A 15,375-nucleotide genomic window follows, 5' to 3' on the forward strand; every position below is an offset into this window, starting at 1 on the left:
TCGGGCCAGTCGACGACCGAGCGCAGCGCGTCGTGCACGACCTGGGCCGGCGCTGCGATCGTGATGGTGTGTTCGGTGTGATGGAGGCCAGTCGCCGCCGAGGACCGCGCCGCGGCCGACGTACTGCGGGTACTCCGCGCCCAGGCGGTGATGGAAGCGCAGCATCTCGGTCAGCTTGCTGACCGTCGAGGTCTGGCTGCACAGGTTGAAACTCGAATTGCGCCAGGCGGCCAGGATTTCCGGCATGCCGTAGAAGTCGCCGAAGACGCATACGCGGGCGAAGAGATCCACGTCCATCGGGAAGACCAGATCGCCGCGGAAGCCGCCCACCCGGTCGAAGTCCTGACGGCGGAAGAGCGCCGCCGCGGTGGGGCCGAAGTCGGCGGGGCCGCGGTGCACGATGGTCCGCATGAGGGCCCGGACATTGCGGCGGCCCAGCAGGTTGGGCAGGCCCAGGTCGGTCTCCTCGACCGCGCCGTGCTCGTCGATGACCTGGAATTTGGACGAGCAGATGGCGATGCCGTTGTCGCCCATGATCTCCAGCTGCTTGTCGAGAGAGCCGGGCAGCAGGATGTCGTCGGCGCAGACGACCTTCACGAAGCGGCCCGAGGTCAGCGAGACGGCCTTGTTCCAGTTCTCGCCGATGGGCAGGGTGTCCTCGTTGCGGTGCATGTGCACCCGCGGGTCGTCGAAGGATTTCGCGATGGCGCCGGTGTCGTCGGAACTGGCATTGTCCAGGACGAGTACCTCGATATCGGCGTCCTGGTCCAGAATCGAGCGCAGCGTCGTCTCCAGGGTGCGGCCGGAATTGTAGGCCGGGACGCACACCGAAAGGTTCTTCATCATTCCCCCTGAACTGGTTCGGCTGGTTCGCCGGGTGCGCCCTCACCTCCTGCCACGAGCCCGTACACCCGATCCAGACCCGCGCGGCCGGCGTCGATCTGTTCAACTGCCCTCTGCTGCAGCATATCCCGCAGTTCCGGCGCGGATTCCCACAGCTGGCGAATCGCACGTGACAGTTCGGCGTCGAGGTTGTCCACGTCCAGGTGCACGATGCGCAGACCGGCCCCGGCCGCACCCGCGCCGAACATGTCGGCCAACCCATAGAATTTGTCGTCGTAGTACTGCGACGCCGTTACAGCCACGGCCGGAATGCCCTGGGAGAGCGCGAAAACCGCGAGGTGGTAGGCGCTGGTCACCAGCACCCGGCAGCGCGAGACCTGACGCGCCACGTCCTGCGCGGTGCCCGCGCGCCCGATGACGGGCCGGGTGCTCGCCGCGCCCGTGAGCAGCGGCAGTGTGTGACGGCGGTCCTCGTCGTCGTATTCGGAGATGATGAGCGGGGCCAGCGCGGTGTTCAGCTCGGCGGCCTCGCGGCGCACCACCACGCCGAGGGTGTCGCGGGCCGAGTCGCTCACCTTGGAGTAATCCGAAATGCGCAGGCACAGACCGAGATCGGTGCCGATGCCGGGCCGCCGCAGCCGGTAGGCGAACTCCACCGCGTCGTCGCCGGTGACCACGATCTTCTCGGCGGCGACGCCGAGTTCGGCCAGCAGCTTGGGGCCGCGCCTGCCCTCGCGCAGGGCGATGAGGTCGGCGCCCGGCAGTACCTCGGCCGCGCGGCGCAGCAGGTGCGCATCGCGCATGGGGCCCAGGCCCTGGCCGATCATGACGTTCGGAATGCCTTGGCGCTGTGCGGCTTCCAGCAGGTTGAGGGTGCGATGAGCCTGGTAGAGGTCGACATCGGTCATGTAGCCGCCGCCCTGGGCGATGACCAGGTCCGCGTCGGCGAGGGCGGCGGGCACCGGCGGCAGGTCGGGCATGCCGTCGGGTTCGGGTTCCCGATCGCCCGTGGCGAGGACGCGGACCTCCTTGCGCGCCCAGTTCTTGGCGCCGCGCAGATAGTGCTTGGGCACCTCGGTGGCGGAGCGCCAGCGCATGGCGGCGGGGCCGAGCAGGTGGACCCCGGCGGCCTCCTCCAGCCGGCCCGCGAGACCGCTCCGGCCCCAGTGCCCGCCGGTGTGGGCCGGCACGGGTTCGGCCTGCGGCAGCACGCCGCGCAGAATGTGGGGTTCGTCGGTGAGCATGCCGATGCGGGCGTGCGGCCAGTGTTCCCGTAGGCGTTCGACGGTCATCACCATCATGGCGATGTCACCGCGATTGCGTAACCAGTACTCGCCATTGTCGACGAGCACCCTTATTTTCCCGGCACCATCCCCCGCGCCAGAGTTCCCCACGCTCGATTCCTTCCGACGCCCGGTCCGAGCACGAATCCGCAGCGAATCTATCGCACGTCCAGTGCTTCGCGCCATACGGAGCGGGGGTCCCGGAATGCGAAATCGTTTCAGTGACAGGATCATCGGCGCGGCGGCACCGACCGGTCAGCTGGGGAACAGGGGGCTCACCAGATTGCTGCACAGCCACTTGCCGTCCACGTACTCCATGGACAGGGTGATCTTCTGGTGATTGGTGGTGTCCGCCTTGCCCTGAGTGGAGTTGATCTGGGTGACGTCGACGGCCAGATCGTAATGAGTGTTGCGGCCCGAGGTCACCGTGCAAGCCGCGTCGACGGCCCGAGTGTGCTCGGAATCCGACTCCAGCAACACACGGATGGTCGGCAGTAGCGTCTCGGCTTCGGATTTCCAAGTGCCGGTCGCGCCCGCGATCACCTTCGACTGCCAGTCGTCACCGTTGCTGTAGTCGTAGGTGGTCATGAGTTCGGCGTATTCGCAAGCGGCCTTGATGGCGGCGGCCTGGGAGGCGTCACCGGCTACCGGCGGCTGGGAGATGGAACGGCCCCCTCTATTACCGAAATGGATTGCGCCCGTTCCGAATCCGACACCCAGACCGCCGGCGAGCAGGAGCGCGGCCAGGAAGGCGCCGAGGAGAACCTTGGGGACGCGGCGGCGAGGCGAGGCGGGTGTGGCAGGGGTGGCGTCGACGGGATGCGGGCCGCTACCGGCCGGGTCGTACTGCAGTGGCGGCGCGGTGAGCGGGACCTGCTGAGGATTGATCTGGGTCTGCGGCGCCGCGAACTGGGGACGCTGCGCATTGATCTGGGTCGGCAGCTCACCGTACGAGGCCGGCGCGGGCTGAGTGGGCAAGCTGGGTTTGGTGGTCGCGCCGGTGAACTTGCTCGGGTCGAAGCCCATCCGGGACTGCGCCACAGCGGGATTCGGCGACAGGCCGCCTTGCTCAGCGGATCCATCCTGGCGGAACCCCGGCACCCAGGGGCCCGTGCTGGCCGTGAGCGCTTGCTCGGCGGCCGCGGCCAGTTCCCCGCAGCTGCCGAAGCGCTGGTCCCGGTTCTTGGCTAGCGCCCGGTCGATGACCGCGTCGAACGCGGCGGGAACGCCGGAGTGCACCAGGCTCGGCCGGGGAATCTCGGCGCCGAGATGAGCCGCCACCAGCTGTGCCGTGCTCTCGCCCGGATACGGCAGCCGGCCCGTGAGCATGTGGAACAGCGTGCAGCCCAGAGCGTAGACGTCCGCCCGATGGTCGGTGTCGCTGCGCAGTTCGAACTGTTCGGGCGCGGCGTACTGGAAGCTGGCGTACATTTCGCCGGTCCGGGTCAGCGCGCCGGTCTGGTCGACGGCCTTCGCAATGCCGAAGTCCGCCAGGTACACCCGTTGCTCCGGGCCCCAGGCCAGCAGGATATTGGCCGGTTTCACGTCCCGGTGCAGGACGCCGGCGCGATGTGCGTGGTCCAGTGCCCGCGCGGTCTCCCCGATGATGCGCACCGTGTGATCGGGCCGGACCGGGCCCTCCCGCACGATCGCCGACACATCGGTGCCCTCGACGTATTGCATGGCCATCCAGAGCCGGTGGTCGTCATTGCCGCGCGCGTACACCGCGACGATGTTCGGATGCGACAGCCGCGCAGCGGTATCGGCCTCCCGCAGGAAGCGCGCCCGCACCTCGGGGTCGTCGGCCTTGCCGGAAGCCAAGAGCTTCAAGGCCACCGAGCGTGGCAGATCCTTGTCCTTCGCGAGATAGACCTCCCCCATCCCGCCCACCCCGAGCAGCCGTTCAACGGTGTACCCCGCGAAAACCTGCCCCTGCGCGAGTGTCCGCCCCACAGCCTGCCTACCTCCGACCACGTCGTGCCCGCCGATCACCGTAACCCAGATCAGGCGGCGCGGCGTCGGCGTTAATCGGCGGGCTCGACCTGGAATCGGAGATCGGTGATCTGGCCGGAGTCGTCGCAGTGCAGCTTGCGCAACCGAACCGGCGCGGTTCCTTCGAACAGTGCCACTCCGCTACCGAGCAGGATCGGCACGATGTGCATGACGATCTCGTCCACGAGCCCGGCCTCGAGGCATTGCCGGGCCAGATTCGCGCCGAAGATCCCGAGGTCATCTTTCCCCGCCGCGGCTTTCGCCGTGGCGACCGCCTCCGCGACTCCGCAGGACAGGAAGGTGACATCGGGATCGTGCGGCGCCTCCTCGGGCCGATGGGTGAGCACGAATATCGGCCCGGACCACATGCCGCCGTACAGTTTCCGATCGCCGGTCCCGGGCCTGTTGCCCAGGTCGTATCCGCGTCGCCCGGACAGGACGGCCCCGGTCCGCCGCATCGCCTCCACCCCGAGCGGGCCCGCCGCGCCGTGCCCGAACATCCACCCGGTGGAGTCGTCCTCCGGTGCGATGAACCCGTCCACCGACATCGTGATGTGCCACAGAACCTGAGTCATGGGAGTGGAGACGGGTCGGGAGGCGCAAACTCATCGGCGGCGGCCGGTCCTATCGGCGCGGGAGCCTGCGGTCCGCGGGCCGCAGCGCCCACGACGCGAGGACCAGCGCCACGATGCCGGCGGTGACGGTCAGATGCATACCTGCGGCGCCGTAATCGCGCTCGACCAGGTGCGAGATGAAGGCTCCGGTCATGTTGAAGAACATTCCGGCATAGGCCCATTCCTTCAATCGCGGGAAGCCGGGAACCAGAATCGCGGCGCTGCCCAGCAGTTTCCACGTTGCGATGAGAGTGAGGAAGTAGGTGGGATACCCCAGAATCGTGTGGGTTTCCTGGGTCCCGTACTGCTGGGTGTACTCGCCGTAGGCGCCGCTGACCATCATGAACGCCAGACTCACTGTGCACGCCCAGTAGGCGTACGTCCGAATCCGGCCCCGCGCGGCCGGGACGGTCCGGGTCGGGATCTGCTGTGTGATGGTGGCCATGGTCTTCTCCTGTCGGGATGCACTCTTCGGTGTCATCTCCTCGACCATCGGCACGCGGGAAATGTGACAGCACCCGGTGCGAGTTTTCTTACGACAGGTCGGAGAAGCGCACGGTGTGGGCGATGGCGGTCACCTGCAAGCCGCCGGCGCTCGGTTGGATGGACGTCAGCTGCGCGCCCAGCGGCAGCCGCTGCAAAGGCACGGTGAAGGTGAGATTCTGCTGCAGCAGGGCCAGGGGAATCGTCGGGCCGCCGGCCGCGGCCTGGACCGAGACCGGAGTGACGACGATGCCGTCCTCGGTCGGCGCGACGGTGACGACGACCGTCGCGGGCACCGAAAGACCCTCCACCGAAAACGTTCCCGTGACGCGCAGTCCATCCGGAGCATAGGAGATCGACTGCACCCCCTCCGGGGCAAAAGTCTGCACGGTGTCGTACGGAACCAGAGCCGTCGCGGTCGCCGTCGCGGCAACCAGATTCGAGGTGCGGCCGTGCACCACGTCGCTCAGTGGCGCCGATACATCGGTCAGGCTGACATCGAGATTGTGAACAGAAATCTGCTGTCCACTCCAGTCGCCGACCTTGATATCGATGTCATGGAAATTGCCGTCGACGGCCTGCGTCAGAAACGGGAAGCCGCCGATCTCCACGCGCGGCTGCTGCGGAAGGTTGTACTCGGCAGCAATCTGGCGCCCGATCTCGTTCTGTGCCACCACAACCCCGACCCGGTCGCCCACCACCAGCGCAATCGCCAGCACAACCACCAACATCAGCAACGCACGCATGCACTCACCCGCTCAGCCATCCCACCATCATGCTGTCGATCGCGACCATCCGCCGCCTCCGACTCGCGACCGGGTCCCGCGTAGGGCGACGACCGGTTATTTCCTCGTGAGGCGTTGGGTAAGCCATGACTCGGCGTCGCGGAGGGCGGCGGTGGCCATACCGGTCGGGCGGGAGGTGAAGGCGTGGGTGGACTCGGGGTAGACGCGGATATCCACGTCGTTTCCCGCTGCGGAGAGACGGCCTGCCATGGCCAGGTTGTCTTCGAGGAGGAGATCCAGAGAGCCGACCATCAGGAGCGTCGGGGGCAGGTCGGCGAGGTTGCCATAGAGGGGCGATATGTCCGGGTTGGTGCGGTCGGAGATGTGGCCGGCGTAGGCCTGGATGAAGTACTCGTCGGCGTAGAGTCTGCCGCCGGGAGATCGCCCGCTGAGGTCGTAGGCGCCGAACTGCAGGACGGCACCGGCGAACCGATCCGCCATGCCTCGGTCGCGCAGTCGTAGCAGGGCCGTCATGACCAGGGTGGATCCCGCGGATGCTCCGCCGATCGCCAGATCCGTTGTCCCGAACAATGATTCCGCCTGTTCCAGGAGCCAGAGCGCGGCGGTTTCGCAGTCGTCGGGGGCGGCGGGCCAGGGATGCTCCGGCGCCAGGCGGTAGTCGACGCTCACCACGGCTACCCCGAGGGCGTCGGCAAGGCGAGCATTGCGGGCATCCTCGCCGGCCGCCGAGCCGAGATAGAAGCCCCCCGCGTGGATGTCGAGATAGGCGGCTCGGATGTCGGTGTCCTGGGGGACCGTGATCCGCACCGGGACTCGACGGCCGCCCGTCTCGGCGACGTGCTCGGTAGCCCTGGTGCTCGAGTGGGAGAGGGACATGGCCTGTCTGTCCCGCACCTGGAGGAGCTCCTCGAAGGTGGCCGGGCCGGCAACGGGTTTCGAGGCCGCGTTGAGCCGCCGGCATTCCGCGACATGAATGCCGAGTTCCTCATCGATCAGCCGCGTGAGTCCGATTTCCACGTTTCTCCTGTTCCCAGCCCGGTACCGCGTGGATGTCAGCGGCGCATCGCCGCATCCGAACACCCTCGCATCGGCTATGACGATGCAATCAGGCGAGGCAACGGACATCAAACAACCAATCCACCTGCCGCCCACAACGTTTGGTTGTGCGCCGCACCGAATGTGGCCCTACTGCGGTTGCTGGAAGCCGCCGATCTTCTCCTCCAGCAGTGCGGCCAGCCGCAGTGGGGTGCGGTCCTCGAACATCGGGCCGATGAGCTGAACGCCCACCGGGAGCCCCTCGGGTGAGAGACCGGTCGGGATGGCGGTGGCCGGCAGGCCGGGCATGGTTGCCACCCCCGCCCAGACGAGCTGGTCGCCGAATGGGTGTGCGACACCGTCGATGTCGATTCGCCGGTCCCGCATATCGGCACTGTGGTCGTGCGGGAACGCGGGAGTCGGCGTGATCGGACACACGACGACATCGAACTCGCCGAAGAGCTGCCGCCAGGTCTGGCGGTGGAATTCGCGTCTGGTGTTCGCCTCGATCCATTCGCGGTGGCTGAAGACGGCGCCGCGAACCCAGGCCACCTCGGAACCCTCTGCGTCCGCGGGCAGTCCGGCGGCGACCGCCCGCACCTGCTCGTACTGCTCCGCCGGCATGCGCGCCGCGAGGTTCGAAACCAGCAGCTGCGTATAGAGGGTCGCGGCTTCGGTGAGATCGGGCAGCAGCGGACTGTGCCGTTCGACGCGAGCCCCCTCGGCGGTGAGCGCGTCGGCGACTCGATTCAGCCCGGCCCGCACGGCCGAGCCCGTAGGAATCAGCGGGTGCTCGTCGATGATCAGGACGCGGAAGTCCGACAGTGTCTCGTGGCGGGCGGGCGGCAGAGCCACTTCGTATGCGACACCGAGGGTCAGCGGATCCGGTCCGGCCATGACGTCGAGCAGCAGCGAGAGGTCGCGGGCGGTGCGCGCCATCGGCCCGACGACGGCGAGATCGATCTCGGCCGGCAGCGCCGGTGCGGGCGGCGGCACCATACCGCGCGTCGCCGCCAACCCGAGGGTCGGCTTGTGTGCGTATACGCCGCAGAAATGCGCCGGAGTGCGCAGTGAACCACCGATATCGGACCCGATGGACAGCGCGCCGAACCCGGCCGCCAAGGCCGCCGCCGATCCACCGGAAGAACCACCCGGCGAACGCCCGTGATCCCACGGATTGTTGGTGGTGCCATAGATCTCGTTGAAGCTCTGCAGATCCTGCAACATGAACGGCACATTGGTCTTACCCAGCATCACCGCACCGGCAGCCTCGAGCCGTGATACCTGCACCGCGTCCTCGGCCAGCACATAATCCCGGAACGCAGGCATGCCCCAGGTCGTCGGCAGCCCAGCCATGTTGTAGGACTCTTTGACCGTCACCGGAATCCCGAGCAGCGGCTTGTCCTCACCCCGCTCGCGCGCCTCATCAGCCCGACGCGCCGCAGCCCGCGCCCGCTCGAAGTCCGGCACACAAATCGCATTGATCGCCTTGTCGTCCCGCTCGATCCGCGCAATCGCCTCCTCGGTCAACTGCACCGAGGTCACTTCACCAGCGCGCATTGCCGCCGAAAGCTCTTCCGCCGCACGAAAACTCCACTCCATGAACCCGACCCTACCGCCGTGCGCCGGTCCCCCGACCCGACTTTCGCCGCCCACGACCCGCGGAAGAGTCCGGCACGACAGACCTCGCCCCGTCGTCAATCGCAGCCCACCCCAGGTCACGGTGTCTGCGATGGACTGTTCCACCTGGCACGGGGCACGGAATACCGCGTCACACAACCAGATAGATGTGTCAATCCCTGCTCCGCGCTGCGGGTATGTCGCGACATGCGTTCCGCATAGTCCTGGCGCTGGCAGCACCAGGCTCGCCTGTCGCACTACAGGCGCCGGGGCCACCGACTCACCTGAATCCAAGTGGATATCAGCTGGCGGCTACCGACCCAGTTGTGCCGTTGGCAGCGGCTTCCGGATCACCGAAGACATCCCGATGGCCGCGTGCGGTATCCATGTACTCCCGAACCCGGTGGATCAGACCGTCGCGCAACTCGAACACGAAACAGTAGTCGTTGCTGTATCGATTCCCGTTCGCCAGCGTGGCGCTCATCGTCTCCTCCACGATCACGCGGTCACCATCGGGATAGAAGCCATGGAATTCCACCACGACATCGCCGACGAACAATCGAGGGAAATCGTGCGCGATGAACTGCGTGATGGCCTCGCGTCCGACCATGTGACTGGGGGCGTTCAACGCGACCGCGGTCGCGTTGCCGGACGGCGCCAGCCACTCCGCGTCGATGGTGAAGAATGCCGCGATCTGCTCGGCATCATGGCCGGCGAACGCTCGCCAGGCGGCCTGAACGACGTTCCTGCTGTCGAGTGTCATGAACCGCACAATATAGCCGCACATCGAGGCGAGCTGGCGGAAAAACGACAGCATAATCCGGCCGGTCGAACTGGATGCCGCAAGCGGATGGATTGGGCGGCAATGCATCTGGTGCGAATCATGCGGTAGGGTCGAATGACCGTGCACAATCACGAACCTTCCGGCTACGACTGCCCATTCTGTTTCCTTCTCACCGGTGGCGAGACCCCACTCGACAGCCCGCGAGACATCGTGCTGCGCGCCGACCGTGCCACCGCTTTCACCGCAGCCCGGTGGTGGCCGAACAACCGCGGACACGTCCTGGTCATACCGAACGCTCATCACGAGAACCTGTACGACCTGCCACCGGAATACGGCTACGCCGTGCACGACGTTGTCCGCGAGATCGCCATTGCGATGCGCGCCATCTACGGTTGCGACGGAGTATCCACTCGCCAGCACAATGAACCCGGCGGCGGCCAGGACGTGTGGCACTACCACGTCCACGTCTTCCCCCGATATGACGCCGACAACCTCTACGGATCACACCCGCTGCCTGGGTACGCAACCGGCGAACAACGATGGATGTACGCCGACCGGCTCCGCAACTAACTTCGACTCGTCACCCAGCACCTGACTCCGGCTCGGTGCGGTCGCCAGGTCGCCGACTGTTCGTTCCGTGCAGTCGGTTTCGTTGAACTCGATGATGAAAGCGTCGCCCGGGGAGACACCCGTCTTCACACTCGCGATGCGGCGTCTAGCCCAACCACGGAGTTTGCCGGGCGCGGCGCCGGTAGACCAGCTACCGCAACCGCGGCTTCCCGGGCTCGGGTCCTTGTCGGAGAACGCCTGCCGGAGAATCGCTCCTCGTAGTTGAGAATGCGGAGCAGGAGAGTGGAGTGCGAGTGATGGACACCGACGTGATCATCGTCGGCGCCGGGCCTACCGGGTTGATGCTGGCCGGTGAACTGCGGCTGGCCGGGGTGCGGCCGCTGGTGTTGGAGCGGCAACCGCAACTCTGGGATGTTCCGAAGGCCAGTGGGATCGGGGGGCGGATTCTGGATCTGCTGCGGTATCGCGGGTTGCTGGAGCGGTTCGAGGCTGCGAGTGCGGATCCTTATCCGCCGTTGCGGTTGCCGTTCGGCGGGATGCATTTGGACTTCACGCGGATGGGGGAGGCGCCGATGAAGGTGCTGCCCATGGCGCAGATGGAGATCGAGCGGCTGCTGGCCGAGCGGGCGGATGAACTCGGTGCGGAAGTTCGCCGGGGGCATCAGGTGAATGGGGTGCGGCAGGACGAGGATTCGGTGACCGCGGAGGTGAGCGGGCCGGAGGGGGCCTACACCGTGACCGCGCGGTATCTGGTGGCTTGCGATGGCGGGCGCAGCCGGATTCGGGATATGGCGGGGATCGCGTTCTCGGGCACGACTTATCCGGATGTGGTGCGGCTGTCACAGGTTTCGGTGGGCGACGAGGTGACCGTGCACGAGAACGGTGATCTCGAGGTGCCCGGATTCGGCAGGGTCGCGGCGGGATTCACCCGGACCGACAACGGTCAGCTGGCGTTCGCGGCCACACCTGATGGGGTGCTGCATCTGTCGACCACCGAGGACGAGTCCGTCGAATACGACGATGACGTGCCGATGGATATGGATGAACTGCAGGCCAGTATTCGCCGGGTGCTGGGCGCCGAGATCCCGATGAAGGACGCGAAGCGGTTGTCGCGGTTCACGTTCAAGGATCGCCAGGCCGAGCAGTATCGGGCCGGGCGGATTCTGGTGGCGGGGGATGCGGCGCACCTGTTCCCGGCCACGGGTATCGCGCTGAACGCGGGCATGCTCGACACCGTGAACCTGGCGTGGAAGCTGGGCGCCGAGATCGGCGGCTGGGCACCGGAGGGGCTGCTGGACACCTATCACGACGAGCGGCACTACGCGGGTTCGCGGGCGCGACTGCACGCCCGGGCGCAGGTGGCATTGCGGCGCGGGCTGGATGCGGCGGCCGAAGCGCTGCGGGCGCTGTTCCAGGAATTGGCCGCCGACGAGCAGCCGCTGCGGCGGGTGGGCGACCTGATCGCGGCCAATGACACCCGGTACCCGGGGGCCGGCGACCATGCGCTGATCGGTACGTTCGCACCGGATCTCGCACTGGACACCGAACGGGGTGCGAGCAGCGTCGCCCAGCTCATGCGCACCGCCCGCCCGATCCTGCTGGTGCTCACCGATCGCCCGGAACTACGCGAGATCGCCGAAGGCTGGCACGATCGGGTCGAGATCCACACCGCCACAACGGATCAGCGGCCCGCCGACGCGCTGCTGATCCGCCCGGACGGGCATATCGCCTGGGTCGCGGCCATCGACGAACCCGCCGAGGCTGCCGCGTCCACGCTGCGCGAAGCGCTCGCCGCTTGGTTCGGCGCACCCCTGACGGCCGCCGTCGGGTGGTCCCCGACGCCTGCTGGTCAGCCCCGCAACGGCTGACCAGCATGCGATTCCCGGCCCTGCACAGCAGATTCCGGCACCAGGAAGTCAGCCGACCGGCGAGCTTGTCGGCATCCGGCGGTCTCCGGAGACGAGTCGGCGAAGTACGCACCGCCCTGGTCATCGGCGCCAGCTGACGCTGCGAAAACAACGCCACCCATCGCTGCGAGTCACACCCGTGAGGGTGGCCCCGGGGGGCATGTGGTCAGGCTGCGTCGAGGGCTGCGGTGATCTTGCGGGTCATGTCGGTGACGGTCGGGGTGGATCCGGTTTTGTGGGTGGCGGCTTCGATGGCGACGAGGACGGTAGTGCGGAAGTTGGCGGCCTCGGCCGGGGAGTGGTTGGTCAGCAGGGTCATTGCGGTGGTGAGGGCGGGGAGGACCTGGTCGGCCAGGGCGGCTATGGATTTGGACTCGAGGCGGACGCCGGTGGACTTCTCGGCAAGGATGTGGCCGACCAGGCCGGTTGCGGAGCCGAGGGCGATGCTGCCGGCGGTGGCGGCCTTGTGGGGCGAGCCGCCGGCGGCGTCGGCGGCCGAGATCAGGGAGACGGCGCCGTAGGCGGCGGTGCGGAGGGTCTGCTTGTCCTGGGCGGTCAGGGTGGCGGTCATGGTGGGCTCCTCGGTTCGAGTTGCGGTGTTGTTGACGTGAATTACTTTCGCGGGGGCGGCTGACGTCCAGCTGATACCGGCCTGACACCTGCGCTGACACAAAGTCCGGCCGATTCCGCGCGGGGCTGATCCGTCCGATTCGCGCCTCGATGATCCGTCCGATTCGCGCCTCGATGGTCGGGCCGATTTGCCGCCTGGAATCGGCGGCTCGGAAAATACTGGTCGGTGGGTTGATTGCGGGTCGATAGCCCGCCCGTCAGCGCGCATTGGCATACACTTGCGCTGCAAGGGCGTTCGGATCGTTATCTCGGTCCGAATGTGGGTGACGGACCCGGGGGTGAGGGTTTTGACGCAGCCCATTCGGGTGTTGATGACAGGGTCGGAGTGGTTCACGGCCGCTCATGGGGGTCTCAACCGGTACTTCACAGATCTATACGGTGCACTCACGCGTGACACTCGAATCAGTGTCGGCGCAAGGGCTTTCGGAGACGGTCCGGTCAGTGCGGGGTCGTGGGGACCCACCGGCGGATCGACCCACCAGCGCGCACGGACCGCGTTTCTGGACCGGGCCGGGCTCACCCGCGACACCGTGATCGATCGGCATTTCTGCTTGTACGGGCCTGCGGCGGTACGAAATCCGCTGGTAGTGCACTTTCACGGGCCGTGGGCGGCGGAGAGCCGGATGGCCGGAGAGGGCGCGCGGGCGGTGCGTGCCAAGTATCTGGTCGAGCGGCTGCGATATGCCAGGGCGGACCGGTTCGTCGTGCTGTCGCAACATTTCGAAAGGTTGCTGGTCGGCGACTACGGCGTGCGGCCCGATCGGGTTCGGGTGATTCCGCCGGGTGTGGATCTGGAGCGTTTCACGACTTCGGAGCCCGAGGCCGACACCGGAATCGTGTTGTGCGTGCGGCGATTGGAGAAGCGGATGGGTATCGACGTGCTCATTCGCGCCTGGTCCGACGTATTGGCCAAGCATCCCGACGCCCGGTTGATCATCGTCGGAACCGGGACCGCCGAGGCCGAATTGCGGGCGCTCGCCGCTGACCAGCCGTCGATCCGATTCACCGGATCGGTGTCCGACGCGGAGCTCACCGACCTGTACACCCGATCCGATCTGACCGTCGTCCCCTCCCTCGCACTGGAGGGATTCGGGCTCATCGCCCTGGAATCCCTTGCCGCCGGACGCCCCCCGATCGTGTCCGATTGCGGCGGATTGCCCGATTCCGTCCGGGGTTTGGACGCCACACTCCTCGTCCCGCCGGGCAATGCCGAGGCACTCGCCGCCCGCATCACCGCGGCCCTCGACGGCTCCCGGCCCGTCGCGAAACAATGCCGCGCCCACGCGGAGTCATTCTCCTGGGCGGTCGCGGCGCATCGGCACCGGGATCTCTACGCGGAGCTCGTCGGCTGATGGCACCGCTGAAGGCCGTATTCCTGGCGCACACCGCGGCCCCCTCCGGAGCCGAACTGGCAACGCTCCGCCTGGTCTCGGCCATGCCCGCCGGGCAGACCGCCGTGCTCTACACCGAGGACGGCCCGATGCTGCGCCTGATGGCCGCGCGCGGGATCGAAACCCGCGTCGTCACCAATAGTTTCGACTCCCGCGCCATGACCATCGACAAGGCCGGGATCCGCAGCCTGTTCATCGGCGCGACGGGCCTGCTACGTCTGGGCTGGACACTGGGCGCGATCGTCCGCGACCTCGACGCCACCGTCCTGGTCGCGGGCAGCACCAAAGCCATGCTCATGGGCGCGGTCGCCGCCCGCCGGGCCCGGGTCCCGCTGGTCTGGCATGTGCACGACCGGGTTTCGCGCGACTACTTCGGCCGGGTGCTCGCCCTCGTCATCCGAGTGCTGGGCTGGGTGGTGGTCAGCGCCGTGATCGCCAACAGCCGCGGCACCCTGGCCTCGCTGTACACCTGGCGCCGAGCGGCCGTCGTCGCCTATCCGGGCGTCGAGTTCCCACCCGACAACGACACCGCGGCAGACGAATCCGCGCTCCCCCGCGAACGACGACCCCAGGAACAACGCCCCGCCGGCGAGACCATCATCGCCGTCGTCGGCCGCCTCGCCCCCTGGAAGGGCCAGGACCTGTTCCTGCGCGCCCTGGCCGATGTGAAAACCCTCCCCCGCGAGGTCTTCCTGGTCGGCGGCACCTTCTTCGACGAGGAGCCCTACCGCGCCGAACTCGAGGTGCACGCCACCGCCCTCGACCTCCCGGTCACCTTCACCGGCCACGTGGACGACCCGGAACCCTATCTGCGCCACGCCGATATCCTCGTGCACTGCTCGGTGCTGCCCGAGCCCTTCGGCCAGGTCGTCGTGGAGGGCATGCGCGCAGGCTGCGCGGTCATCGCGACCCGCCCGGGCGGACCGGAGGAGATCGTGGAGCCGGGGGTGAACGGCCTGCTGGTGACGGCCGGCGATCGCGGCGAGCTCACCCGCGCCCTGGACACTCTCATCGCCGATCAGGAGCTGCGCGTCAAGCTCGCCGATGCCGCCCGGGTGCGATCCCGCGATTTCGATGTCGCCGAGTCGGGCCGGATCGTGACCGACCTCCTGACCGGTCTGCCCGGAAAGCGGTGGCGGCGTGGATGATCCGACCGATCCACTGCCGGCCTTCGACCCACCCACCGTGCGGCTGGAGGCCCTCGGCACACTGGGCCGGTTGCGACAGCGCCGCCACATGCGGCACGGGATTCCGGAGGTCGACCAGCAAGTCTCCGCCTTCGAGCACGACGCCCGCGGTGATTCCGGTCCGGCCGGCCCGCGGCAGCGCCCCGCCGGACCGAACGGCCACGAGAACGGCACCGGCCGTGGCACGGTGTCGTTCGACGAGCAACGGGCCGCCCGCTATGCCGCGCCCTCCCGCGGTCCGGTGCTCCCCACCTTCTACGGCGATCCGGTCGACCCGCCCACCGTGCGGC

General features: G+C 67.7%; 14 protein-coding genes. 4 read left to right on the top strand and 10 right to left on the bottom strand.

The features are described from left to right. The 9 genes from ACWEKS_RS43040 to ACWEKS_RS43080 form a co-directional block, all read right to left on the bottom strand. The coding region (locus tag ACWEKS_RS43040) for a glycosyltransferase family 2 protein (RefSeq protein ID WP_452345482.1) at positions 1-846 on the bottom strand (846 nt) is incomplete at its 3' end. After that, positions 843-2,237, bottom strand: a complete 1,395-nt coding sequence (locus ACWEKS_RS43045; protein WP_452345483.1) for a polysaccharide pyruvyl transferase family protein — start codon at positions 2,235-2,237, stop codon at positions 843-845. The genes ACWEKS_RS43045 and ACWEKS_RS43040, both read right to left, overlap by 4 nt. Positions 2,238-2,381: 144 nt before the next feature. Beyond that, positions 2,382-4,079 carry a protein kinase domain-containing protein gene (locus ACWEKS_RS43050; protein ID WP_452345484.1) on the bottom strand — a complete coding sequence of 566 codons (1,698 nt, stop codon included), beginning with the start codon at positions 4,077-4,079 and terminating at the stop codon, positions 2,382-2,384. 71 nt (positions 4,080-4,150) lie between these two features. Continuing rightward, positions 4,151-4,693, bottom strand: coding sequence for a dihydrofolate reductase family protein (locus ACWEKS_RS43055; protein ID WP_452345485.1), 543 nt, complete (start codon positions 4,691-4,693; stop codon positions 4,151-4,153). 49 nt (positions 4,694-4,742) lie between these two features. Next, positions 4,743-5,177 carry a DoxX family protein gene (locus ACWEKS_RS43060; protein WP_452345486.1) on the bottom strand — a complete coding sequence of 145 codons (435 nt, stop codon included), beginning with the start codon at positions 5,175-5,177 and terminating at the stop codon, positions 4,743-4,745. A gap of 88 nt (positions 5,178-5,265) precedes the next feature. Then, positions 5,266-5,961 (bottom strand): LmeA family phospholipid-binding protein, encoded by a 696-nt coding sequence (locus ACWEKS_RS43065; protein ID WP_452345487.1) that lies wholly within the window; start codon positions 5,959-5,961, stop codon positions 5,266-5,268. Between the two features lie 96 nt (positions 5,962-6,057). Beyond that, positions 6,058-6,978, bottom strand: coding sequence for an alpha/beta hydrolase (locus tag ACWEKS_RS43070; protein ID WP_452345488.1), 921 nt, complete (start codon positions 6,976-6,978; stop codon positions 6,058-6,060). 168 nt (positions 6,979-7,146) lie between these two features. Then, positions 7,147-8,598, bottom strand: coding sequence for an amidase (locus ACWEKS_RS43075; RefSeq protein WP_452345489.1), 1,452 nt, complete (start codon positions 8,596-8,598; stop codon positions 7,147-7,149). A 319-nt stretch (positions 8,599-8,917) separates the two neighbouring features. Beyond that, positions 8,918-9,526, bottom strand: a complete 609-nt coding sequence (locus ACWEKS_RS43080) for a nuclear transport factor 2 family protein (protein WP_452345490.1) — start codon at positions 9,524-9,526, stop codon at positions 8,918-8,920. Here ACWEKS_RS43080 and ACWEKS_RS43085 point away from each other — a divergent pair. Further along, positions 9,515-9,970: an HIT family protein gene (locus ACWEKS_RS43085; RefSeq protein WP_452345491.1), complete on the top strand. Its 456-nt coding sequence runs from the start codon at positions 9,515-9,517 to the stop codon at positions 9,968-9,970. The two genes, ACWEKS_RS43080 and ACWEKS_RS43085, sit on opposite strands and share 12 nt — an antisense overlap. Positions 9,971-10,266: 296 nt before the next feature. After that, a complete protein-coding gene (locus tag ACWEKS_RS43090; protein ID WP_452345492.1) occupies positions 10,267-11,838 on the top strand; it encodes an FAD-dependent monooxygenase in 1,572 nt (523 codons plus the stop codon). Between the two features lie 205 nt (positions 11,839-12,043). Here ACWEKS_RS43090 and ACWEKS_RS43095 read toward each other — a convergent pair whose 3' ends face one another. Continuing rightward, positions 12,044-12,448, bottom strand: coding sequence for a hypothetical protein (locus tag ACWEKS_RS43095; RefSeq protein WP_452345493.1), 405 nt, complete (start codon positions 12,446-12,448; stop codon positions 12,044-12,046). 370 nt (positions 12,449-12,818) lie between these two features. Here ACWEKS_RS43095 and ACWEKS_RS43100 point away from each other — a divergent pair, with 370 nt between their 5' ends. Continuing rightward, on the top strand, positions 12,819-13,859 hold the full coding sequence (locus ACWEKS_RS43100; protein WP_452345494.1) for a glycosyltransferase family 4 protein: 1,041 nt from the start codon (positions 12,819-12,821) through the stop codon (positions 13,857-13,859). Then, positions 13,859-15,046, top strand: coding sequence for a glycosyltransferase family 4 protein (locus ACWEKS_RS43105; RefSeq protein ID WP_452345495.1), 1,188 nt, complete (start codon positions 13,859-13,861; stop codon positions 15,044-15,046). Before ACWEKS_RS43100 ends, ACWEKS_RS43105 begins: the two co-directional genes overlap by 1 nt. Positions 15,047-15,375: the final 329 nt, after the last annotated feature.

The sequence above is a fragment of the Nocardia sp. NPDC004711 genome (assembly GCF_053601595.1).

Coding starts and splice junctions, on each gene's coding strand:
- ACWEKS_RS43075 (WP_452345489.1), bottom strand. CDS start 8,598: ATGGAGTGGAGTTTTCGTGCGGCGGAAGAGCTTTCGGCGGCAATGCGC.
- ACWEKS_RS43105 (WP_452345495.1), top strand. CDS start 13,859: ATGGCACCGCTGAAGGCCGTATTCCTGGCGCACACCGCGGCCCCCTCC.
- ACWEKS_RS43090 (WP_452345492.1), top strand. CDS start 10,267: ATGGACACCGACGTGATCATCGTCGGCGCCGGGCCTACCGGGTTGATG.
- ACWEKS_RS43095 (WP_452345493.1), bottom strand. CDS start 12,448: ATGACCGCCACCCTGACCGCCCAGGACAAGCAGACCCTCCGCACCGCC.
- ACWEKS_RS43085 (WP_452345491.1), top strand. CDS start 9,515: ATGACCGTGCACAATCACGAACCTTCCGGCTACGACTGCCCATTCTGT.
- ACWEKS_RS43100 (WP_452345494.1), top strand. CDS start 12,819: ATGACAGGGTCGGAGTGGTTCACGGCCGCTCATGGGGGTCTCAACCGG.
- ACWEKS_RS43055 (WP_452345485.1), bottom strand. CDS start 4,693: ATGACTCAGGTTCTGTGGCACATCACGATGTCGGTGGACGGGTTCATC.
- ACWEKS_RS43060 (WP_452345486.1), bottom strand. CDS start 5,177: ATGGCCACCATCACACAGCAGATCCCGACCCGGACCGTCCCGGCCGCG.
- ACWEKS_RS43065 (WP_452345487.1), bottom strand. CDS start 5,961: ATGCGTGCGTTGCTGATGTTGGTGGTTGTGCTGGCGATTGCGCTGGTG.